22 protein-coding genes are annotated in these 21,811 nt (G+C 38.3%); 7 read left to right on the plus strand and 15 right to left on the minus strand.

The annotated features are described in order from the left end of the window. On the plus strand, nucleotides 1–1,187 hold a 1,187-nt coding region (locus LVD47_RS22025; RefSeq protein WP_236980705.1), incomplete at its 5' end, for a T9SS type A sorting domain-containing protein. A gap of 371 nt (nucleotides 1,188–1,558) precedes the next feature. Here LVD47_RS22025 and LVD47_RS22030 read toward each other — a convergent pair. The 3 genes from LVD47_RS22030 to LVD47_RS22040 all read right to left on the minus strand — a co-directional run bounded on the left by LVD47_RS22030 (nucleotide 1,559) and on the right by LVD47_RS22040 (nucleotide 4,351). Then, entirely contained in the window at nucleotides 1,559–1,762 is a 204-nt protein-coding gene (locus LVD47_RS22030; protein WP_236980707.1) for a hypothetical protein, read from the minus strand. 571 nt (nucleotides 1,763–2,333) lie between these two features. Next, nucleotides 2,334–3,797, minus strand: coding sequence for an arylsulfatase (locus LVD47_RS22035; RefSeq protein ID WP_236980709.1), 1,464 nt, complete (start codon nucleotides 3,795–3,797; stop codon nucleotides 2,334–2,336). 218 nt (nucleotides 3,798–4,015) lie between these two features. Next, a complete protein-coding gene (locus LVD47_RS22040) occupies nucleotides 4,016–4,351 on the minus strand; it encodes a hypothetical protein (RefSeq protein WP_236980711.1) in 336 nt (111 codons plus the stop codon). A gap of 201 nt (nucleotides 4,352–4,552) precedes the next feature. On the opposite strand from LVD47_RS22040, the gene LVD47_RS22045 reads away from it, so the two are divergent. The 3 genes from LVD47_RS22045 to LVD47_RS22055 are packed head-to-tail and all read left to right on the plus strand — an operon-like array spanning nucleotide 4,553 to nucleotide 8,316. Further along, nucleotides 4,553–6,184, plus strand: a complete 1,632-nt coding sequence (locus LVD47_RS22045; protein ID WP_236980713.1) for a mechanosensitive ion channel family protein — start codon at nucleotides 4,553–4,555, stop codon at nucleotides 6,182–6,184. Between the two features lie 13 nt (nucleotides 6,185–6,197). Then, nucleotides 6,198–6,734 carry a PH domain-containing protein gene (locus LVD47_RS22050; RefSeq protein ID WP_236980715.1) on the plus strand — a complete coding sequence of 179 codons (537 nt, stop codon included), beginning with the start codon at nucleotides 6,198–6,200 and terminating at the stop codon, nucleotides 6,732–6,734. Then, the gene (locus tag LVD47_RS22055) at nucleotides 6,724–8,316 is read left to right on the plus strand and encodes a PH domain-containing protein (protein WP_236980717.1); all 1,593 of its coding nucleotides are present in this window, start codon (nucleotides 6,724–6,726) and stop codon (nucleotides 8,314–8,316) included. Before LVD47_RS22050 ends, LVD47_RS22055 begins: the two co-directional genes overlap by 11 nt. Here the strand turns inward: LVD47_RS22055 and LVD47_RS22060 are convergent. Further along, nucleotides 8,313–8,765 (minus strand): heme-binding domain-containing protein, encoded by a 453-nt coding sequence (locus LVD47_RS22060; RefSeq protein ID WP_236980719.1) that lies wholly within the window; start codon nucleotides 8,763–8,765, stop codon nucleotides 8,313–8,315. The two genes, LVD47_RS22055 and LVD47_RS22060, sit on opposite strands and share 4 nt — an antisense overlap. A gap of 545 nt (nucleotides 8,766–9,310) precedes the next feature. Here LVD47_RS22060 and rnhB point away from each other — a divergent pair. Next, the gene (gene rnhB / locus LVD47_RS22065; protein ID WP_236980721.1) at nucleotides 9,311–9,928 is read left to right on the plus strand and encodes a ribonuclease HII; all 618 of its coding nucleotides are present in this window, start codon (nucleotides 9,311–9,313) and stop codon (nucleotides 9,926–9,928) included. Between the two features lie 3 nt (nucleotides 9,929–9,931). Here rnhB and LVD47_RS22070 read toward each other — a convergent pair whose 3' ends face one another. The 11 genes from LVD47_RS22070 to LVD47_RS22120 all read right to left on the minus strand — a co-directional run bounded on the left by LVD47_RS22070 (nucleotide 9,932) and on the right by LVD47_RS22120 (nucleotide 18,821). Further along, nucleotides 9,932–10,372, minus strand: a complete 441-nt coding sequence (locus LVD47_RS22070; protein WP_369427830.1) for a 2TM domain-containing protein — start codon at nucleotides 10,370–10,372, stop codon at nucleotides 9,932–9,934. 475 nt (nucleotides 10,373–10,847) lie between these two features. Next, the gene (locus LVD47_RS22075; protein ID WP_236980723.1) at nucleotides 10,848–11,300 is read right to left on the minus strand and encodes a DUF1569 domain-containing protein; all 453 of its coding nucleotides are present in this window, start codon (nucleotides 11,298–11,300) and stop codon (nucleotides 10,848–10,850) included. Continuing rightward, a complete protein-coding gene (locus LVD47_RS22080) occupies nucleotides 11,297–12,076 on the minus strand; it encodes an alpha/beta fold hydrolase (protein WP_236980725.1) in 780 nt (259 codons plus the stop codon). Before LVD47_RS22080 ends, LVD47_RS22075 begins: the two co-directional genes overlap by 4 nt. A 337-nt stretch (nucleotides 12,077–12,413) precedes the next feature. Continuing rightward, the gene (locus LVD47_RS22085) at nucleotides 12,414–13,325 is read right to left on the minus strand and encodes a helix-turn-helix domain-containing protein (RefSeq protein ID WP_236980727.1); all 912 of its coding nucleotides are present in this window, start codon (nucleotides 13,323–13,325) and stop codon (nucleotides 12,414–12,416) included. 237 nt (nucleotides 13,326–13,562) lie between these two features. After that, nucleotides 13,563–13,937: a DoxX family protein gene (locus LVD47_RS22090; protein WP_236980728.1), complete on the minus strand. Its 375-nt coding sequence runs from the start codon at nucleotides 13,935–13,937 to the stop codon at nucleotides 13,563–13,565. A 188-nt stretch (nucleotides 13,938–14,125) separates the two neighbouring features. Beyond that, on the minus strand, nucleotides 14,126–14,527 hold the full coding sequence (locus tag LVD47_RS22095) for a VOC family protein (protein ID WP_236980730.1): 402 nt from the start codon (nucleotides 14,525–14,527) through the stop codon (nucleotides 14,126–14,128). A gap of 93 nt (nucleotides 14,528–14,620) precedes the next feature. Then, nucleotides 14,621–15,037 carry an SRPBCC family protein gene (locus LVD47_RS22100; RefSeq protein ID WP_236980731.1) on the minus strand — a complete coding sequence of 139 codons (417 nt, stop codon included), beginning with the start codon at nucleotides 15,035–15,037 and terminating at the stop codon, nucleotides 14,621–14,623. Nucleotides 15,038–15,112: 75 nt separating this feature from the next. Further along, on the minus strand, nucleotides 15,113–15,706 hold the full coding sequence (locus LVD47_RS22105) for a dihydrofolate reductase family protein (protein WP_236980732.1): 594 nt from the start codon (nucleotides 15,704–15,706) through the stop codon (nucleotides 15,113–15,115). Between the two features lie 128 nt (nucleotides 15,707–15,834). Further along, entirely contained in the window at nucleotides 15,835–16,839 is a 1,005-nt protein-coding gene (locus LVD47_RS22110; protein WP_236980733.1) for a glycosyltransferase family 2 protein, read from the minus strand. A gap of 374 nt (nucleotides 16,840–17,213) precedes the next feature. Next, complete coding sequence (locus LVD47_RS22115) at nucleotides 17,214–18,302, minus strand: alkene reductase (RefSeq protein ID WP_236980734.1); 1,089 nt, start codon at nucleotides 18,300–18,302, stop codon at nucleotides 17,214–17,216. A gap of 69 nt (nucleotides 18,303–18,371) precedes the next feature. Continuing rightward, on the minus strand, nucleotides 18,372–18,821 hold the full coding sequence (locus tag LVD47_RS22120) for a MarR family winged helix-turn-helix transcriptional regulator (RefSeq protein WP_236980735.1): 450 nt from the start codon (nucleotides 18,819–18,821) through the stop codon (nucleotides 18,372–18,374). A gap of 248 nt (nucleotides 18,822–19,069) precedes the next feature. Between LVD47_RS22120 and LVD47_RS22125 the strand changes: the two genes are divergently transcribed. Beyond that, nucleotides 19,070–20,797: a T9SS type A sorting domain-containing protein gene (locus tag LVD47_RS22125; protein WP_236980736.1), complete on the plus strand. Its 1,728-nt coding sequence runs from the start codon at nucleotides 19,070–19,072 to the stop codon at nucleotides 20,795–20,797. Nucleotides 20,798–20,838: 41 nt separating this feature from the next. Next, complete coding sequence (locus tag LVD47_RS22130) at nucleotides 20,839–21,783, plus strand: M23 family metallopeptidase (protein WP_236980738.1); 945 nt, start codon at nucleotides 20,839–20,841, stop codon at nucleotides 21,781–21,783. Nucleotides 21,784–21,811: the final 28 nt, after the last annotated feature.

The raw sequence follows: 21,811 nt of genomic DNA on the forward strand, positions 1-21,811 counted from the left end.
CTAAAGAATTGGAAGACCTTACCATATCATGTGAAGCGTATAACCTGTTCTACAAAGACGTAGTGGAAGAAGCGGCATCGTACAACGCTGTAGGCGGAAGCATTTCGGATACGTCAGGTGTGTATGCGTCATTGGATGAAGCGTTTGGTAAGTATATCAAGACGTGGGTAAACAACCAGGGACAGCCTACGGACATAGAGGGGAATGTATTTGGTGACAGTGTCCTTCAGTTTTACTACAGCACAGTAGTATGCGAGGAGAAATCGGTGACAGAGAAGATCGCAGATACCTTGCACGATGGCACGATTGCCTGGATCACGAAAGTGCGCAAGGAAAGCTACCTGGATACGATACGTGAAGCGGGATACAACGGAGTGATTGGGGTAAACTGCAGTGCTACGTGTGAGCAGGATGTGTGGATTGATTTGGATGATTGTGGTTACGGAACCATCACGCGTAGGTTCTTCATCCAGGGCGGGTGCGGACCACATGCGACACCTCCACAAGAAGTAGAGCAAGTGATCTATGTAGAACCGGCCTGTGAAGTAAGATTGAGCATGTTTGACTTGCCGTCGGATATAGGTACGAAGACAGAAGCCCTGTGTGTAGCGAGTGAAGTGACGGTGAACAATTTACCGACGAGTTTGACGGGAGATGCGACGTTGTTGCCGCACCTGGAAGGCGCATTGTGTAATGCTGTGGCAATCGGTCATGAAGACAAAGTGAGTCGCATCCTGGATGCGAGTGGTATGTATAAGGTAGAGCGTACCTGGGAATTTATAGACTGGTGTGATCAGGATTCACGGATCACGCATGTACAGGAGATCATAGTACAGGTAGACCCGGAATGTACAGAGCCGGATGTAGTATCGCGAGGACCGGACCCAATGGATGATTTTGAAGTAGGGAACCGTGAGATCGGAGACGGCTTTAAATTACACCAAAACCGTCCGAATCCGTTTGACGGGTATACGGTAATTGGTTTTGACTTGCCGGAAGATACGGATGCGCGGTTGACGATATACGATGTGACGGGCAAGGTATTGAAGGAATTTGAGGGTGAATACAAGAAGGGATACAATGAAGTCCAGGTAGCGCAGCACGAATTACCGATTACGGGCGTGATGTATTATCAGTTGGATACGGATAAGTATACGGCTACGAAACGGATGGTGAAAGTGGAGTAGAGATAGAAAGAATTAATTGGTCCTGAGTTCTACTCGATATTCTGAAGTATAGTTTTAGAAATTAAGTGGGGTCCTTTAAAAGGCTCCACTTTTTTATTTTGAAAAGTTTATTTAGCTGTTTCACTTGTAAAGCATAATAATATTTCTACATGAAAATTAAAATATTACTATAACATTTATACAGCGCAGTAGCTATATTTAATTTTTGAATTCCATACATGTTGGAACTTAAGTATGAGGTTAATCTATAGAATAATCCGGATTGCAAAGTCCGGATTTTCTTTGATGCGAATATTGGTTTGTCATTTAGTTAGCCGTTTGGACTTTGCGGCTCATTTTGTATGTTTTGGTCAGGATAAAAAGGAATTCCTTCAGTGTTTTTCGAAAAGTTTTTCCTTCCAGGTATAGTTCAGGAGCGTAATGATAATAAAGGATAAAAATCCGCCGAAAACTTGCCCGTATAGTATCATCCTAATTCCGGCGTCTAATCGAGCGATCCAGGTTCCTGGATCACTGTTTCCAACTTTTTGATTCCATCCTGTTATTACTCCGAATATCCATAAAAAAAGAATCATACTTAGGTAAAAAATCAAAGATTTGTAGGCCCAGTTTTTCCTGAGAAGGAGAATAGGATATTGGAAATAGATTATAGGAATTGTTATTAGCAGTGAAATACCGAAACTTTCCAGGGGATATCTGGAGCCGGATCCCTTTGAAAAAAGGAATAATAAAGCGGTTAATAAAGTAATTAGAACCAAATTGAAAATATAGAATTTTACATGTTTATTCATTCAACAATATTAGTATTGATTTGAGTGTGAATCGTATCCTGAATATACAAAGTTTCATTCCACTAACTTCTATAAATATGAACATCTGTCTTTTGACTATAAATAAGCATTATAGTTATTTCATCCTGTATTCTTTTAATTGTAGTCAGGGAGCTTATTTCGATTGAAAAAAATGTTAGAAGGTTCTGCAATCATTATGGCACAAAAATAAACCCTTATTAGGTCTCCCAATGGAAAAGAGTAAGAGAATTGCAGAAGGACGGGCTTTACCTTGCCGATTCACCTCTCATTTCATTTAAGTAGTCAAATACTCATTGATTTCAGCTTGTAAAAAAGTGGTTTTCTAAGTATTTTACTACTTTCCCCCCTGAAACATTTCTGACCGGAAGCGGAATACTTCGGATTCCGTTCGGGAATTTTTAGCAATTTCTGTTAGTTCCATTACTATTTCCGGATGGTCTTCAGACAAGTCGTTCTTTTCCCCTGGGTCCTGGGCAATATTGAAGAGTTGGATCTTTTCTTCATCCGGTTTAAGTACGTTGTAATGAACTAATTTGAAATCACCTTTTCTCACCGCAATTCTCCCTCCACGTTCGTGGAATTCCCAGTACAGGTAATCGTGAACTTTCTGGTTCTCTTCATTACCAGTAAGGATAGGTACTAAAGAAATTCCATCCATTGGGTGGGGCTTGTTTTGTTGGCCAGTCAATTCTAATATCGTGGGGTAAATATCCCAGAAAGCAGAGGTTAGGTCTGTAGAACCGGGTTGAACCGTGCCCGGCCAATTAAATATCGTAGGTACACGTATTCCTCCTTCGTAAAGATCTCTTTTATAGCCTCTATACTGTCCATTTGAATTAAAGAAGTCCGGATCTGCGCCTCCTTCCATATGTGGCCCGTTATCCGAAGAAAAAATAATTAGGGTGTTGTCCCGAATCCCCAAAGAATCGAGTACGCGTACTATTTCCCCGACATAGTCATCCAAAACTTCTACCATGGCAGCAAAAGCAGCATGGGGGTATTCCTGGGAGCCATATCCGCCGTTTTTATAACGTTCGCCACTATCGACCCCTTCATAGGGCGTTTCTTCCCCGAATTTCCCTATGTACTTGTCTATGTAATCCTTTGGTGCTCTCAATTCAGCGTGGGGAATAATAGTGGGGCGAAACATAAAAAAGGGTTGGTCCTTATTTTCTTTGATAAACTCGATGGAAGCCTGTTGGATAAATCCAGGGGCATAATCGTTTTCATTTGATCCCTTGTTCCCGGGTAAATCTACTTTTTTATCATTATCCCATAAGTAATAGGGGTAGTAATTGTGGCCTATACGTTGACAATTGAAACCATAGAAACGGTCTACGCCCTGATTCATAGGGTCCCCTTCTGAGCCGGGATATCCGAGACCCCATTTACCAAATGCGCCGGTAGCATATCCCTGGCTTTTGAAGAACTCAAATAGTGTAAATAGGGAATCCGGGATCGGGTGTTGGCCTTCGGGCTTTACTTCTTTGTTGCCCCGCACATAAGTGTGACCCGTATGTTGACCGCTGATGAGTACGGACCGCGAGGGTGCGCAAACAGTACTTCCGGAGTACATCTGTGAAAGGAAAAGCCCTTCCTGAGCCAGCCGGTCAATATTGGGGGTTTTAAATTTTTTTTGGCCGGTAAAGCTCAAGTCTCCGTAGCCGAGGTCATCAGCCAGGATGAAGACAACATTAGGGTTGGATCTTCTCGTGGCAGATTGCGTATCTTTCGATTGATTGCAACTGATTACTAAAGTCAGGACGGATAGATATGTAATTTGTTTTAAAACATTCATGCACATGTACTTTGTATACGGTTTCTAAGTATAATACATGAAAGGTAAAAATAAAATTGGAAATGGCATGTAATTCTCCCCATAAGTAAAAGCCATTCCGCTCTTTTGCGGAATGACTTTTGGCATGAAAAGATTGTTACTGACTTAACTTCTTTTCCATATACCCCCGGCGAGCGGGGGTATCGGTATATTTTGTAAGATATATTTGAAATAAAGGCTTACTGAGTCTTGAAGTGTACCTTCATATTGTAAACCCTGTTGGCTTCCACATCTTCAGCCTGCGTCTTTTTATAATTAAGACGGGCTTTGATATATTTGTCAATTGACTTAGTCCTGGAGTCCGTTTTGAGTACTACGATTTCCCCGTCTGTGGTTACAAAGAAAGATATTCTTACACTTTCGTCAACCACTTTATCAAAATCGGGTTTTTCCAACATTTTCTGAACGGATTCCCGTAGTTGATTATTAAGGTCATACGTCGTAGCTGCATTTACTGTGGCAGAAATAAAAAATGCAAAGAGGATGGTAGTTGCGATTGATTTAAAAAATTTCATAGCTGGTAGTTTTAAAAAATTAATAAATATTCTTGTAAATCTGTTATTTCATTTTACAATTGTGATTTTCTGTCATAATTTTTATAATATAATGATCGCAGAGTTATCTAATAGACGGTGCAAACTAGCCATTTGTTGCAGTGCGAAGAAAAGAAAATGATTAATTTGATGGTTTTTAAGATAAACACAAGTAATTATTCGATGAATAGTTTTAGATTTTTTATCCCATGCTTATGGTGGGTGTTTTTTATTTTACTTCTAAATGTGGAGGTTGTTCGCGGGCAAGATTATCAACCCAATTTGTCCAGTCCTTACGATGCCGTAAAGACACATTTGTATTTTCTACAAAGCGATACGTATGAACCGGAAAAGGCATCGTTACCATTTAAGAAATATACTGAAGATAGCGCACAAGCTGTAGAGAATGCCATTAAATTAAAACAAGTATTGGATGGGATGGGGCTGTATGTCTACATGAATAAATTACCCAACCAAAGAAACTTTACGGATTCGACAACGAATCAACAGAACTATGTTCTTTTTCCGGAGAAGTTGCCCTCGGTTTACCTCACAAAGGAAAATGGGGTATGGGTATATTCCGAAGAAACCGTTGGAAATATTGCGAGCTTGCACCGCAGTGCGTATCCATTTGGCACCAGCTACCTGATTAACCTGTTGCCCAGCAAATCCGGCACCAAGTTTCTCGGTATTTTTGTTTGGCAGATTTACGGACTTATTTGCGCTTTGTTATTATGTTTTTTGTCTTATTGGTTATTCAAATGGGCCGTAAGGCGGTTATTTAATTTTATTACTAACCGATTCAAAGACAGCTTGCTGGCTATTAAATTGAAGGAAAAATCCAGTAAATTTATTAAGATCATGAGTTTGATCTTTGTATTTACTTTATTCAGGGTAGTCATTGCTTTACTGCAATTTCCAATAGAGGTGAGCCGCTTTATGATTGTTGGCTTAAGGATAGCAATTACGGTTTTATTTGTTTTATTGTTTATCCAACTGGTGAATTTCATAACCATTTATATTGAAAAATGGACATCGCGCACTGATAGCCTTTCTGACGATCAGTTAGTCCCTATCATTGATAGTATATTAAAGCTCATAGTACTTACATTGGGAGTGATCCAGGTTTTGCGATTGATGGACGTAAATGTCACGGCGCTTATTGCCGGGGTATCACTTGGTGGTTTGGCTATTGCACTGGCAGCACAAGATACGGTTAAGAACCTTCTGGGTTCGGTAACTATATTTTTGGACAGGCCTTTTCAGGTAGGCGATTGGGTCGTCAATGGAAGCATAGAAGGTGCCATTGAAGAAGTGGGGTTTCGAACGACAAAGATCAGGACAGTAGATAGTTCTTTAATTTCTATTCCCAATGGTAATATAGTGAATAGTGCCGTGACGAATATGGGGGTTCGGCAATTCAGACTGTACAATACTACCATAGGTGTGGAATATGATACCCCTGCTCAAACTCTTGAGTCTTTTCTTGAAGGCATTAAAAAATTAATACTTACTCACCCTAAAACAGATCATGAAAATTACTGGGTTCGTTTTACTACCTTTAGTGACTCGAGTCTATCGATTATGTTCAGGGCCCGGATTTTTACCAATGATTATGCAGAGGAACAAAAAGTGAAAGAAGATCTCAATTTTGGTATATTGAAATTGGCGGAATCGATGGATGTTGCTTTTGCGTTTCCTTCAAGGACTATATATATTAGTAAGGGAGAAGGGAAGCCGGCAGCATGGGATGATGCAAAAGTAGATGATTTTTTTGAGTACTATCAAAAGTTTATAAATTCGGACCGACCTTGAAATAGTTAAAAAAATGATAGAACAACCGTCTTTTTCCAATCGTTGGGTGGACCCGGAATCCCTTCCAAGGGCCGGTGCCGAAGATTTTACGCCTGTGGAATCAGAATATCTTTATGTCCGATTAACTTCCGTATTGATCTTTTTTATTGTTGGTGGTGTCTTAGTGGCGTTATTTGTGCTTTTATCTTCCATGACTTTTTTGTGGAAAACGGTAATTACAGGAGGGTTTTTACTACTTATACTTCTTTGGGGAATATATGTTTGGTTGGAATTTCGCCAAAGGGGATATGCTGTGAGGGAGCAGGATGTGTCCTATCGCAGGGGGTTGATTTTTAGGACCCGACAGTACTTGCCATTCCGTAGGATCCAACACTGCAAAATTTCAGAAAGTATGCTGGAGCGTTTATTCAATTTCGCTACAATTGTAGTTTCAGCGGCGGGAGACGATATTGTCATTAATGGGCTAAGGCCGGAAGTAGCACAGTCTTTGCAGACTATGATCAATGACAAGGTTGATCAACTAAACAAGGAAATGAAGAATGGAGAATAACCTGTGGAAACGGCTTGCCAGGCCAGCGGTTTTTGTGGAGATCATTTCCGCTATCCGGAGTTATGCACTTATTATATTGTATTTTGCGTACCGTGCGTATAATCGCGCTGAAGAGATTTCAATATTTAATAGTTTTGATCTTTTCCTGGACTTTCTGTTCAATGTTATTCCGGCATTTCTAGTCATTATTTCAGGGGTGATGGAATACAGGAAGTTTAAATATCAACTAACAGAAGATTATATGATGATCCATAGGGGGTGGATCAGAAGGGAGAAAAAGAGTATCCCTATCGATAAAATTCAATCGGTACAGGTAGAACAAAATTGGTTGTATCGAATGTTGAATATTTATCTTGTAAAAGTGGATACTATCGGGGAAAGTGATGTAGAGGTAGAGGTCGGAGGAGTGAGAAAAGAAGAAGCATTCCAGCTTAAGCAAAGGGTTCAGACCCTCAAATCCCAAATCAGGGAAGAAGACCCGGAAATGGCAGCAAAAGAAGAGGAGGAAGATGTTTATCGATATGAACTTACCAATAAACAAATTACCCGGTATGCAGTAACAGAAAATCTGCTTTGGGTGTTTTTGCCTATTGTTCTTACGGGTATTTTGATCTACCGGTTGTATGCCATGACGGACCTTAGCCAATTTAATTTTGCCCTGATATTCCAATTGTTGTTTGGAGACTATGATGCAATAGATGTTGAGGGAGGAAAGGCAGATGTAACCATTTCTTATGTATTGTTGTATATGCTACTTATCGGAAGTTTTTCTTCTTCGCTTATATTTTTCAACCGGATACTCGGGTTGTTCAAATATAAATTGATTATGAGGACGTCAGAGATTTTTATCCAAAGAGGGTTGATTAATAAATTCGAAACCATCATCCCCAAAAGGAAGATTCAATATATTACCTGGTATACTAATTTAATCCGTCGTCGACTGGGGATTTATACGTTGAATTATAAATATGCAGGTTCACGGAGGACATTGGGGGCAGATGCTATTGTTCCATTTTTTGATGAAGGGATGCTTCCGGAGTTAATATCACCATACCATAAAGTGGACTTTCTCAAAAGGGGTGAAAATAATATGGAAGGTGACCACGAAGCAAATATGAGATATAATAATTCCATTAGCAGTTACCTAGGCCAGCCCACACAAATAGACAAATCCTACATTGCCAGAAATTTTATTTTTGTAAAACTTCCCCTTTCTTTAGCACTGATTATATTGAGCTATTGGGTGCATCCCTATCTTTTTTATTTCTCTTTCTTGATACCGGTTTATTTTATATTTCACAATATATGGTTTGCCAGGAATTTCCATATCTGGCTTTTACCTGAGTATATTATTATTAAAAAAGGAGTGTGGGGTAGAAGACATTTTATAGTCAAATGGGAAAAATTGCAGAAGTTGACACTGCTGAGAACTCCCTATCAGCGCAGGAGTAATTTATCCAACCTGATACTTTGTACGGCATCTTCCAATATATTTATTCCTTATATCCCTCTTGATACAGCTGAAGAAATAAAGGATTACGGACTGTATAAAACCGAAAGAAGTATTACGTTTTTATTTTAATGCCCTCCCTGTTGCTGTAGTTCCTTAAAGAATCCTACCAGGGTCATTCTTTGATCTTCAGAAAGCCGGGCATTTTTATGGACCCAGGTGTAAGAAGTAAGAGGCATTTCTTTATCCTCTATTAGTTCTACCGCTTCTTCTGCCTTGTGGGCGGCTCGGTCTGCGGGATATTGGGCCCATGTAGAGAAATTTAATTCGTCCCTTCCGTGATTAATATGGTCTTGCAACCAAAAATTTACCGGGGCAATTTTGTAGTACCACGGGTAAGTTGTTTCATATGAATGACAATCATAACAAGCGCCCTTGACTAATGTCTGAACTTTTGTGGAACTCTCTTCTGTATTGAATATGTCATCATTCGCATCGTATGGCGGAATGTCATCATTTACCGGTATAAACTGGATAACAACCAGAGCGATTAATAAAATCCATAAAATTTTTCGAGCCATAGTGTTGATAATTTTCAAACTTATTAATAGATCCAATATTAGACTCCAAAAGACAAATTTAATTTAATACTACTTTAGATTTTTAGATATATGTCCCAGATTTACCTAAAAGACCATTCTCGTCTGAAATCAAATTTGTTCTTTTTCTAATAATGAAACGAAAACAAGATATTAAAGTGTTTTTAAAAATTTATATCAATTAATTGAACGATAGTATGAGGATTTATTTTAAATGAATAATAAAAACATATTTAATTTCAATTTCTACTTGAATCGTTAGGTTTAGAATTTTACAACTGCTCGACTGAGTTCACACCTGGGTCCTTCGCGTTGTCCAACGTATCTTTTTGTGATTTTTAACTCCTTCCCAACGATCTCCTGAGATTCCGAATGAAGGTTGAATCCGAAAAGTATTTGGTAATTTATACAAACTCTATATGCTCAGGAAAATACAAAAAATTAAGGAAATTATCAACGAAATTATCGGCCAATTAAACCGTAATGCACAAATTGTAATATTACCGGTTTTTGTATACCTTTATTAGATGGCATTAATACATCATCCCGAAAATCACAACATAAAAATTGCGGGTTTGGACGAAGCCGGTAGAGGTTGTCTGGCAGGACCGGTTGCTGCATCTGCAGTTATTTTGCCCCCGGAATTTGACCATCCATTGCTCAATGATTCCAAACAGCTGACAAAAAAGCAGCGGAATGAGCTCCGGAAAGTTATCGAAGGCGAAGCTTATGATTATTCGGTATCTTTTGTGGCTCCAGCACGAATTGACGAAATCAATATCCTCTGGGCTTCTTTCGAGGCCATGCACCTGGCTTTGCAGAAGTTACAACAACCACCTGAATTATTATTAATCGACGGCAATCGTTTCAAGCCATATAAAAATATTCCTTTTGAATGTGTGGTGAAAGGTGATGGGAAGTATTTGAATATAGCAGCGGCCTCCATTCTTGCAAAAACATACAGGGATGAGTATATGGAAAAATATCATAAGGAATTTCCACAGTATGATTGGGTTAATAATAAAGGATATCCTACCCAAAAACATCGATCTGCTATTGTAAAATATGGAACCTGTCAACTTCACCGTCAAAGCTTTAAGCTTATACCCGAGGAGCAAATGGAAATATTTGCGAATGGCAAATAGACCTTAAACAAAATCCCCTTCTCCCCATTTTTTACGCTCGCTCGACTCCCTTTGCCGTTCCAGTTCTTTGAGATCGAACTGAACTTCATCATCCCAGTGATCATCTTCAAAATCTTCGTAATATTCTTGGTCCCTTTCCGTGGGGTCGTCCAGTTGCAATCTATTGAGCTCTTCCTGGTATTTAGTTTCTTTCCAGGAATTAATCCGGTTGAATAGAAAAGCGGAAGCAAAATGTATGGACAAACCAATAGCCCAGAAAAACATAGGCATGCCAAAACCTATGAAAAATTCTTCTGCCCTGATAAAAGTGGCCATAACAAGGAAAAAAGTGAGAATTATAAAATAAATTATAGCGTGCTTTAAGAAACCACTCTGGTTTTTAACGCGCTTTTTAATTTTTTTTCTCAATATGTCTTCTCTGCTGAGATTCTTTCGCTTTCCCAAGTACTAAAATAAGTTCGTGAGCAGAAATTTGAATTTACAAGGTATTTATAATTTTTCTTATTACAAAACACAGGGTTTGATTACCCCGGGTCCAGAAAAAAATATAATTGACAAAACCAAACGGGGCAGGGAGAGGATAGTGTGTAAGGGGTTCCAACCTGTTTCAAGAACATCTTCAATGTCCGAATTGACAACTACCCGTTGGATTTTTGGTTTGACCCTTCTCAATTTTTCTTCTTCAGCATAGCTATGGCAAGCCATATAAAGATTCTACTCATTCTTTGTCCTGCAAGAACATTTTTGAGGGGCCCGTAGGTGTTCAGCGTACTCCAGGACACTATAAATATAGTCCCGTGAGTATGGGATGCTTTGGCATTTAAAATATATATAAAGAATTTGTAACCAATCTAATACTTGATCAATTGCTATTTATATAATAATTTGTCGAACCAATATTTTTCCCTGTGTCAGCGCTTTAAACATTAAACTGTCGTAAATGATGGTCAGTGTGTTTGTAGACTAAAATGCCAATTTGCTTATTTGACATTTTTCCGAAAAAATCGTGGACGAATCTAGGGTTCTCAAAGTTCTCGTATTCTCTGATAAGTGAAATCCATTTTATTTTTTCAGCATTAAAATCCCCCGTCTTTTCTTTCACCTTGAACTGAGCGGATGTAGGAACATTTTTGTCTAGGGGTTTTTCATCTTTTATCATTTTTCTCAGCGCTATCTTCCCAAATATCTTCCCCAGAAAAGCTTGTCTATAGGTGTGGTCTTCTGTTCCTAAAATCCAGCCATTCCAATAGGTGTTGTGTTTAACCATTTGGAAGACATTCATTTTACCCCAATCGGCTTCGTCCTTTTCGCTTAGTCTGGATATTCTTTCGATCAGTTTATCCCGTACTTGATTTTCAAATATGGTTTTCATTTTAGAAATTTTGTTAATTCACCCAAGACCGATTCAGGGTCAGGCATATGATCCTGTCCCTTCAGCTTGGTAAAGGTGGCATCCGTGATAGATTTTTTCAGTTGATCAGCTACGCTGTATATGGATTGGGGGCTATTTTCACCTACGATAATATGGGTTGGCACCTTAAAATCTGCCAGGCTTTCAACAGGTGGTATGTCGCTGGCCAATCGGATATCATAAGCCAGAGTTGGCGCCAGAGCTACCATGGTAGACCAGTCCGGAGACTGTCTGAAATATATAAAGGCTTCCGCGGGAAGTCCTATCCCTAGATAAAACCTGTTGATGGCCTCTTCATATTTCCCTTGTTCCAGATATTTACGTAGGTTATTACCCAAATTAATAAATTCATTTTGCTCTTTTTTATTAGGCGAATACGAGCAATCATACAGCGCTATTTTTTCGACTTTATCTTCCATCATCATTGCTACTTCCAGTGCAAGAATGGCTCCGGATGAATGACCGTAGAGACTTGCTTTTCCGCCGGCTTTGTCGATAAGTGCTATGATGTCTTCAAGTTCACGTTCGCGGGAATAGGGTAATTTATTTTTACTATCCCCGCGTCCCCGTCTATCATAATTGTAGACCTTAAATTCCGTGGCAAATACTGAAGAATCATATAAAACCGGTGTGAAATTGCGAAAACATGTGGCGCCTGTAATATAAATTAGAGGAGGGCCATTCCTGAAAATATTATATGCTAATTTGGTGCCATCGTTAGAAATAACGGTGTTCATACTCATTTTTTACGTTCTGAAACAAAGGTACGTTGACACAAATGGCTTCTCTTGTTCAAAAGTCGCTTCCCATTGTAAATTTTACCGGAAATTTTGAGAACTTGTCTAAATTTAACAAATTATCTGCGTAACCTGCCCTCCTCTGGAAGGCTCTTTGGATTCCACATCCATGTGGAATCTCAGTGGGTCTGTCTTCGACTGCAGACAGGGAATAGGTAAAAAATTGCACAAAGACTCGCAAAGTTCTGAGCCTAAGAACTCATGAAGGAATTATAATAACAAATGTATTTATTTACATGTTTTATAATAATTAGGCGAACTAATGTTTGATTTGGGGCTATAAATTTTTAAACATACTCTGATTTCTGAATTGGGAGGGGGATAGTCCAACCTCCTTTTTAAAAAATTTACTAAAATTGGCCGGGTCAGAAAAATTGAGTTGGTAACAAATTTCCGAAATGCTCAAATCAGTGTAAAGGATCAATGATTGAGCTTCGGTGGCTATCCGTTCTTTAATAAAGGATAGAGCCTTCTTCCCCGTTGATTTTTTAATGGAATGGGAAAGGTGCCTGGGGGTAACTGATAACATTTCGGCGTATTCTTCCACTGTCCTTTTTTCGATGTAATTATTATTGACGAGCTGTGTATATTTTTTTAATAATACCCTCTGAGGGTTAGTCAGGTGATCTTTCCATTTACGGGTATCCGTAAAGTCTTTTAGTTCATAAAGTAGAGCAAGTAACCTGGCACTGGTTGCGGGATGGTGTGTTCCTGCCGATTTTTCATAACTTAAAAAAACATCTTCGAAAAGTGGGGTAATTTCTTTAAACCTTTTCTCTTCAAGGCCAAAAAAATTTGTTTGACGGATATCGAAAAAAGGAAATTCTTTTTTTAATTCAGGTTTAAGAAAAGAAAAACAATTCAACGTAAAATAGATAAGATATCCATATGCCGAATCATGGTGATGATAACTGGAAATCAGCCCCGGAGCCTGGAATATTAAACTCGAATTCCAGTTTATCGCACTCATGTTGTCATAAATAATTTGTGAATTTTCAACATTATTGAGTAGTCCGATGAAATAAAAGGCCCTTCTGAAAGGAGGTTTGTAAAACTTTTTAACCATATCGCCCCCCCCAATCCGTAAACAAAAAAGGTCAGGATTATTTGTTCTGTTGGAAAAAGGTGTAGAGGCCAAAAAATCGTTTATCTCCCTATAGTACGGTATTGTAGTTCTTGATGGACTCATTGCTAAATAAATATACAAACTTTACAATATTACCCTCTATATTCAAGGTTCCTCATGAATCATGGCATGATTGATGGCAAATAAATCATTGACAACCAACCACATCTAGGGTAATCTTCTAATGAAAAATGTCAGGACACAGCGGTATATAGTAAAATATTAATACACCAAATCCAAAATTTTCGGGATCACCTGAATGGCCCTGGATATATTAGGGATTTTCATAGATAACGTAGGTTAACCATTGGAATTAATTTTTGAGTTATATATGTAAGATGTGGCAAGTATGCATCCAATTACAATGGGCATTAGTATATAGTTGATGTTTCCGTCAACTATTATATGGCTTATAACGGCAAATATTAAATTAAAGGTAAGTCCTGCGTAGGCCCATTCTTTGATTTTTGGGTGCAATCTGGGTATAATTAAAACCGTTGAACCCAGTATTTTGAAAATAATAAGGGTATAGGCAAAATAATCGGGATAGCCTAACGGCTTTGTGCCGGCATTAAAATACTCAGGCTGAAATAATAAAGTGCTTAAGGGCATCATCCCTTCAAAGAGGAAAATAAAAACTGAAGTTGCCCAAAAAATTATTTTTTTCTTTTTCATATTGGTGTTGTTGATATATACAGGTGTGAGGCTTAAAAAGGTAATTGGTGTTTTTTGGCACCTTTCTTGCACCCGTTTTTCCAATTGTAAAACGGAACAAAATCGCCAAATAGTGCCAGGATAGGATTAGCCACAATGTGAACCCAGGCATTTTTATCCCTTTAGTTTTTTGTACCTAAAAACTACGATCAGGGGAGTTGGTTTTCATCCATAAATGCCAGTTCCCATTGATGTCCGTCCAGGTCTGCAAAGCTGTGTTGGTACATCCAACCATGGTCCTGGGGTTCGGAATAAATTTGTCCACCCATAGACGCGGCTTTTTTGACCATTTGGTCTACCTCTTCTTTGGAACCGGCATCAAGTGCAATAAGCACTTCCGTTGCTTTTTTGGCGTTACAAATCTCTTTTTTAGTAAAAGTTTTGAAGTAGGTTTCTGTTAGTAACATAGCAAATATGTTTTCACTTATTACCATGCACGCCGCATTTTCATCTGTGAACTGGGGGTTGAATGTGAACCCCAGGTTTTCGAAGAAATTTTTTGATTTTTCAAGATCACTTACCGGTAGATTAACAAAAATTTTAGTTGCCATGATTTAATGTTTTTTATTAGAGGAATAGTTTGAACCAATTAATAATATCGGGTTTTGGCCAGATATGCTTTTGCCATATTTTTTTGATCGCATTTAATTTGCTTCCACATACGATTTGAAATTGTCGAGAATGGCTTGCCATCCATCTCTTTGCATATCTAACGGATTTTGGTTTTCAGCATCAAAAGTTGTAGTGACTTTTGTCTCTCCATCCTGACTTTCAAATTCGATGGTACATTTCCTACCATCAGCCATGGTATAGCTGATTTTCTGCTGATCTTTTACTACATCATAGATAGCTTCAAAATCAAAACCCATACTTCCATCCCTGGCTTCCATTCTGGATTTTAGTTTTCCCCCTACTCTTAAATCATTTTCTGCTCTTGGGCAACACCAATCGTCAGAAGCAAAGTTCCAGTTAGTAATGTGTGCGGGTTGGGTGTAGTAATCCCAGATTTTTTGAACCCCTTCAGAAATTGTTGCTTCAACTGTTATTTTCGTGCTTTTCATAATTGTGTGTTTTTTTGTAAAAAATTACAACCTTTTGGTATATCAACGTCTTTACGTCTAAATGGTATTTGTTTTTTAACTTCCTACGGAGCCAGTTTTCACTTCCCCAGTTCGCTTATAATTGGCTATAATCACGCCTTTAGAGGTTACTATGCTGTCCGTTAAGTTAAATGCCGCCGGAATGGAACTGTTTGTAAATAACCTTCTTCCCGAACCGAGGATTAAAGGGTGAATTTTGAGCCGAAGTTCATCAACCAGGTCATTTTCAAGGAGTAATTGAACGAGCCTGCTACTCCCCCAAACCTGAATATCGGGACCCTCTGAGTTTTTAACTGTTTGGATATCGGTGATATTTTCCAGGAAAACGGAGTTTTTCCAATCAGATTTTTTTCTACTTCCGGACAAGATGTATTTTTTGCCATCATTGATTCCCGGCCAGGCATTGACATGAAAGGGCCAATACTCCTCCCAGATCTCAAATGTTTTTCTACCCAAAAGATATTCAGCGGGCTTTATCTCTTCGGTTACTACTTTGTTGTACAATTCGTCACCATAAGGAAAGACCCAGCCACCGTGTAAGAACCCTCCTGAAGAATCTTCTTCGGGTCCTCCAGGTGATTGCATCACGCCATCTAATGTAATCATTGATAAGACGATAAAGTTTCTCATAAAAAAAGACATATTGTTGACAATGTAAAGATGAAATCAAAAATTGAGATTAAAACGGTGTTATTACGACAATGCAAATGGGAGATTACGACAAATTTCAAATTAAAGACGTTACGAAAAAGCCTGGGTCAGCAAAAGAAGAAATAATCAGTCATTGGTTTCATCCCTTGCTTATGGAAAAAGGTCCGTATGTTCCGTTGGGCATCTTTATTGGCTACAGTTACTATTATTTGGGGATCAACAAGATTTGTAATTGAATCGAAAGGAAGCATTTCTTTGCCGTAGATTTTATGCCCTATCTTATTGGGGTTGTTACAGACCCATTGAAAGGGGGTTTCCCCTTCTATCAGTTTCCGAGCAATTTCTTTGCCCTTACTCCCTGCACCCCAGACCACCAGGGGACTGTCCGGGTTATAATCCAATTGTAGAAACCAGTGTAGCTTGATATCTAAAAAATAATTAGCAGCGTAGTGTTCATCAGTCCTGCTTGTTCGGGTGCTGTAGTCCCGCCAGTAATGTAGTATTTGGGTGCAAGGTATGACTTTCAACCCTCTTTTATAAAATCGAAATGCCAGGTCGTAATCTTCCGGGTACCTGTCGGGCTTAAATGCCCCGCATTTTTCAAGGTCTTCCCGGTAAACCATCCAACAAGGAGATGGAATGACACATTCCCTGTAGATCTCTGAGTAGTTGCTTCCATCAGAGGTGAGTCTGTTTAGCCAGTTTTGGTAATGGATATAGCCGTTGCTTAAGCCGTCTTTCCGAAAGTATTTTACTCTACCCGTAGCCAGGTGTCTTTTTCCGGATTCCAACAATCCTGAAATGAGTGTGTCCAATTTTTCCGGGGCCATTATATCATCACTGTCCATCCGCGTAATAAAATTTCCAGCACTTTGGGAATACCCCGTTCGCAAAGCTTCTATAATTCCGACGCCATTGTTTTTAGTGAGTTTGACTCGAGAATTTATTTTTGAATATCCTGCAACTATCTGGGCACTATTATCTGAAGAATGATCATCAATGAGGAGCATTTCCCAATTCTGATATGTCTGTTCCAGTACTGAATCGAGGCATTCGAAAAGGTAAGATCCTGTGTTCTTGAAAGGAGTAATGATGCTGATTAGTGGTTGCATTGAGCAAAAGTAACGATAGATATTGAGTTTGCTTTATTCAAAAGCAGTGAAGACAGAATTATTGATTCTTTCTTTTTTTGCCAAACAATCGCAATAATGTTAATATTACAACAATCGTAACCATAATAAATAAAATCTCAGTAATACCTGGAACCAAAATTATGTGTATTTAATAGGCAAATAAATAATTCGCCTAAACTAATCATATAACGTTTGTGACCCAAAATGTGATGTTGTTTTTCGTTCTGCAGAACATTTTTTATGATAATGTTAACATGTTGTTGCCTCAAGGTTGTGGTTGAAAGCCGATTCACCCGGAAGGGCACTCTTTAATTTTATCTGCCAGGTGAATCAGTTATCAATATGGTTCTATTTTAGTCGAATGTGGGATAATCTGTATATCCTTTTTCACCAGGGGAGTAAAAAGTTGCAGGATTTGCTTCTGCGATATCCCACTGGTTTTTCAATCTTTCTACAAAATCCGGATTTGATATTAGCGGTCTGCCGAATGAAATCAAATCAGCCTGACCGGAAGAAATAGCATGTTCTGCACGTTCCAGGTCATATCCACCATTTAGAATGATAGTATTAGAAAATATTTCGCGTATTTTAGACAATAGAGAAGGTCCGTTGTCTTGATTCAATGAAGGGCCTTCTACAAGATGGATGTAATTTATGTCAAGACTATTGAGCTTTTCCACCAGGTGTTGATACGTTTCGTAAACATTGTCATACAAAGGCATATCATTAAATGTGTTGAAAGGGGATAAACGAATTCCTACTTTTTTCGCCCCTATTCTTTGGACTACTGCTTTGGTAACTTCATATACATATCGAATTCGATTTTCAAGGCTCCCTCCGAAAGTATCATTCCTTTTATTTACTTCCGGGTTTAAAAATTGTTCCAAGAGATAGCCGTTGGCCCCATGAAGTTCAATGCCATCGAAACCTGCATTAATAGCGTTTTCTGCAGCCTGCGTAAATTCATTAATTGATTGATTGATATCTTCCAGGCTCATAGCTTCGGGTATGGGAAACGGTTGCATACCGGATTGGTCAGTCCACATTTCACCGGAAGGACGAACGGCTGAGGGTGCTAATATTCTGGCACCTTCGGGCATGTTTTCTTTATGGGATATTCTACCGGTGTGCATTAGTTGCATAAATATCTTTCCTTCCTTTTTATGTACAGTGGTAGAAATTTTTTTCCATTTGTCGGTTTGTAAATTCGAATATATCCCCGGGATACTGGAATATCCCAATCCGTTGGGAGAGGGTGATGTCCCTTCTGTTATGATCAATCCCACGGAAGCACGTTGGCCGTAGTATGTTGCCATTAGATCATTGGGAAGGTTATTAATGGCCCTGGAGCGCGTCATAGGGGCCATGACAATTTTGTTCTTCAGGTGTAAGTCTTTTGAAGTAAGCTCCTGGAGTGCGTTGTATTGGGTCTTTGTTGTCATAGTAAAATAGTGTTTAAATAAAATATGTTTAACTGTTAATAGTTTAAACGAATATTTGTTCAAAAAATTTTAGCTTCTTAATTTGTCCAGTAGATCAGAGAGTTGATTTGCTTCTTCATCTGTCAGGTTGTAGAGGAATTGATTATAATTACTCAGTTCCGGATCTATTTGCTTTAGAAGGTCCAATCCTTTCTCCGTAATGGATAATTCTACTTCTCTTCTATTATTTTCATTAACGCCTCTTGTAATTAATTCTTTTGCGACCAATCGATTTCCTAATCTTGTTACGTCAGGATTTTTGTCGAGCATAACTGATTTTACTTCACTGCAAATAGCAGATCGGTTTTCTCTTCCACGTAATATTCTGAGGACATTAAATTGTTGATGTGTTATCCCAAATTTTTTTATCACCTGATTGACCCGGCCCATTAGTTGATTGTGGGTGTAAACAAGGTTAATCCATGCCTTTGCTTGAGGGTCTTTAAACTTCTTTTGCTGTATGGCTTCTTCTATTTTCATAGTTCAAATATAAGTAATTAAATCAATTTCAAATGTTGTGAAAACAAATGTTGTTAAGACGAAATTAACAATTCTTTGATTTTAAGAGTCTTCATCAACGTATTATCTATTATTAGCCACAATGAATATAAAAGTAAGCTTTATGTACCTTGTTTAATTATAATGAAGGCGTAATTGGCGTGTTAAATTGTTGTGCTATTTTTGAATTTTCAATAACATTTTCTTACATTAATTGAAAAATCATCGTGGTGAAAAATTTGCTTTTTATTTTATTAAACTTCCTATTTGTTCCTTTTGTCCATGGGCAAATAGAAAATATCGAAGCAGATTCTCAAACTTTTTATTTTAATAGCGTTGTAAACGCATCAGGCGGATATGTACTCGGGGGGGCAGAATCCAGTTGTAAAATAGCAAAAGTATGGTTTGTTGATTCTGTAAACCAGGATATTGTGAGTGAAAAAACCTTGCTTTGGCCGGGTAATAGTTATGGAGAGGTGGTTGATATCAATAGGACGGATACGGGGTTTCTGGTTCTTACAGAGCAAAGATTGGCCGACGATGTAGGCAGTCCGCAGTTGGTTTTGTATTCATTGGATGAGGATCTTGTCGCGGTTGACTCTTTCAATTACGGGGAGCGTAGTTTCAATATCGAGGAATTTTATTTGCTTGGAAGTTCCATCCTGTACAAAACTGCTGATACTTTGTATCATAGGATAATGGAACATAATGTACTGTTTTCAACACCCGTTGATGCCTCAAACCAGGATCTGGTTCCCCTTCTCTACGATATTTATACCTTTCAGGATACTCTTATAGTATCCTATAAAACCAATCTTGCATCCGATACGATAGTTATGGAGCAACCTATTCTGGACCTAACTTCTACGGGTTGTTTTGAACAGGAAGTGGATTCTGCCGGAATCCTATTTGCATTAACGGATTCTTCAATTCTTCGTTTCCAGGATAGCACATGGAAGGAATTCCCTATTGCTCAATCCCTGGAGAGAATCCATTGGGACCCGTTTCGCAACCAGGTGGCAGGAATTGACTCTTTGAATAATTTTTATTTGTACGACATCGATTCATTTTACCTGACAGACTCCGTTTCTTTATTTTACAGATCGTACTATAATGAAAAATTGAATTGGAGGCCATTCACTAATGGTATTTGGGGAAGGACGGGAACCACAGGAGTCAGTTTTGAGACATTGGATTCCGAAAAATACAGGAATACTACAAGCCAGGAATTTGGCTTTTACCAGTTTTTCAACCCCGATCACCAGGAAGAAATAAGCTTGGATCGCCCGGATTTGTCCCTCGACAGTGTGTGGTTGATTGATTCATTCTACCTTGGAGAGTCCCAGGTGATGAATGGAGATACACTATATAAAGACAGTAATGAATTGGGGAAAGTAGGATTATCGGTTTCCAATAACGGACCTGATACCATTTTTATCTTGAGTTCGGGAACCAATCAACTCGGAGCAAGCAATTGTTCGAAAGCATATGTATATATAAGTGACTCCATAGAACTATCGTATGATGCTGCATCATACGATACGAATTTCGCTGTCTTCTCGGATCCGTATATTTCGTCTGTTGATCAAACCCGGGACTTGGTGATATATTCCGGATTTCCTAACAAAAGATATGATGCGGCTTTTGAGGACAACATTCGTTTGCTAACCCATGGTTACATTATGACCGGTGCTAACAATCAACCACTTATCAAATCATCTGATCTGAAGGTCTTTCCCAATCCTTCTAAAGGAGACATAACTATAGAATGGAACGGAGATAAACCAATTAAGAATATCGATATAATTAATTCTTCAGGAAAGATTGTCAGTCAAATTCCTTTGGAAGCACCGATTCGGTTGACATCAATAAGACCGAACGTGAATCCGGGTTTGTATTTTATAAAAATTGATATCTCGGAAGGTTATATAATAAAAAAAGTACTTTTTACCCAGTAATTCAACAAAACAATGTAATAGATTGCAAAAAATTTCATTTTATGGAGAACAGGTTTAGAATTATTGTAGTTGCTTTTTTAAGTATTTTTTGTACTTGTTTACTATTTAGTCAGCAAGGTCCGATTAAAATATCATATGATAAAAATAAATCAGGTAGTGTATTTATAAAGTATAGAAAAAGTAAACCAGGTAGTTATTTTTTTATTTTGACATTTGACCATTTACATAATACTTATAGCTCCGGATACAAAGGGGTTATAAAGGATCCATTTGGGAAGTTGGTAACCCTTAAACCAGAGGATAGATATAAGGGCATTAATTTCTCGTATAAAACATCCAGTACGAGGGGGATACCAAACCCTTCAGTAGATAGTTCTATTATTTATTCTTTGCCATTTAGACCGGGATTGAACGTAGGGGTTGAAGTGATAGAAGATTTTGAAGAAAAGACTTATAAGGACAAAATTCAACCGAAAGACTGGCAAATACTACACTTTAAACTTCCAGACGGTGATACCGTAGTTGCTTCCAGAAAAGGTATGGTTGTAGCAGTCGAAAATCAAAATAATTACAATGACAGATCTGGTAGTTCGGTAGAACCAAGGGACATATTAGTAGAGCATGAAGACGGCACATTTGCGAGCTATGCCAGTAATGCTATCACGCATACATTTGTTGAACCCGGAGATAAAGTATTTCCTGGAACACCGCTAGGTCTTTTGGAAAATTCGGAAGAAGGCGATCCTATTGATTTATACTTTAAAACGTATTATTTAATATTAAAATCTCTTGATGATAAGAACGAATCTATATTGTCTAATACGAATGCCGAATACCAGTATTTTTCCCCAACGTTCCAAACTTCAAAAGGGACTATGAAACTTGAAAATAACCAGGAATATGGCGCCGAAATGTCCAACATCATTATTTTTCAGGAACTTTCAAAAAGAGATCAACGGAAATGGATGAAAGAACATGCAAATTAGACAGAGGAGTTTTATTTTAACGGATAGT

This window comes from Membranihabitans maritimus (genome assembly GCF_021729145.1).
Taxonomy (GTDB): Bacteria; Bacteroidota; Bacteroidia; order Chitinophagales; family Saprospiraceae; genus Membranihabitans; species Membranihabitans maritimus.

Bases quoted from the DNA above. Each gene is read 5' to 3' on its own strand.
- rnhB (WP_236980721.1), top strand. From the start codon at position 9,311: ATGGCATTAATACATCATCCCGAAAATCACAACATAAAAATTGCGGGT.
- LVD47_RS22115 (WP_236980734.1), bottom strand. From the start codon at position 18,302: ATGACAACAAAGACCCAATACAACGCACTCCAGGAGCTTACTTCAAAA.
- LVD47_RS22055 (WP_236980717.1), top strand. From the start codon at position 6,724: ATGGAGAATAACCTGTGGAAACGGCTTGCCAGGCCAGCGGTTTTTGTG.
- LVD47_RS22080 (WP_236980725.1), bottom strand. From the start codon at position 12,076: ATGAACACCGTTATTTCTAACGATGGCACCAAATTAGCATATAATATT.
- LVD47_RS22085 (WP_236980727.1), bottom strand. From the start codon at position 13,325: ATGAGTCCATCAAGAACTACAATACCGTACTATAGGGAGATAAACGAT.
- LVD47_RS22075 (WP_236980723.1), bottom strand. From the start codon at position 11,300: ATGAAAACCATATTTGAAAATCAAGTACGGGATAAACTGATCGAAAGA.
- LVD47_RS22045 (WP_236980713.1), top strand. From the start codon at position 4,553: ATGAATAGTTTTAGATTTTTTATCCCATGCTTATGGTGGGTGTTTTTT.
- LVD47_RS22090 (WP_236980728.1), bottom strand. From the start codon at position 13,937: ATGAAAAAGAAAAAAATAATTTTTTGGGCAACTTCAGTTTTTATTTTC.
- LVD47_RS22030 (WP_236980707.1), bottom strand. From the start codon at position 1,762: ATGATTCTTTTTTTATGGATATTCGGAGTAATAACAGGATGGAATCAA.
- LVD47_RS22050 (WP_236980715.1), top strand. From the start codon at position 6,198: ATGATAGAACAACCGTCTTTTTCCAATCGTTGGGTGGACCCGGAATCC.
- LVD47_RS22060 (WP_236980719.1), bottom strand. From the start codon at position 8,765: ATGGCTCGAAAAATTTTATGGATTTTATTAATCGCTCTGGTTGTTATC.
- LVD47_RS22100 (WP_236980731.1), bottom strand. From the start codon at position 15,037: ATGAAAAGCACGAAAATAACAGTTGAAGCAACAATTTCTGAAGGGGTT.
- LVD47_RS22095 (WP_236980730.1), bottom strand. From the start codon at position 14,527: ATGGCAACTAAAATTTTTGTTAATCTACCGGTAAGTGATCTTGAAAAA.
- LVD47_RS22105 (WP_236980732.1), bottom strand. From the start codon at position 15,706: ATGAGAAACTTTATCGTCTTATCAATGATTACATTAGATGGCGTGATG.
- LVD47_RS22120 (WP_236980735.1), bottom strand. From the start codon at position 18,821: ATGAAAATAGAAGAAGCCATACAGCAAAAGAAGTTTAAAGACCCTCAA.
- LVD47_RS22130 (WP_236980738.1), top strand. From the start codon at position 20,839: ATGGAGAACAGGTTTAGAATTATTGTAGTTGCTTTTTTAAGTATTTTT.
- LVD47_RS22035 (WP_236980709.1), bottom strand. From the start codon at position 3,797: ATGAATGTTTTAAAACAAATTACATATCTATCCGTCCTGACTTTAGTA.
- LVD47_RS22110 (WP_236980733.1), bottom strand. From the start codon at position 16,839: ATGCAACCACTAATCAGCATCATTACTCCTTTCAAGAACACAGGATCT.
- LVD47_RS22040 (WP_236980711.1), bottom strand. From the start codon at position 4,351: ATGAAATTTTTTAAATCAATCGCAACTACCATCCTCTTTGCATTTTTT.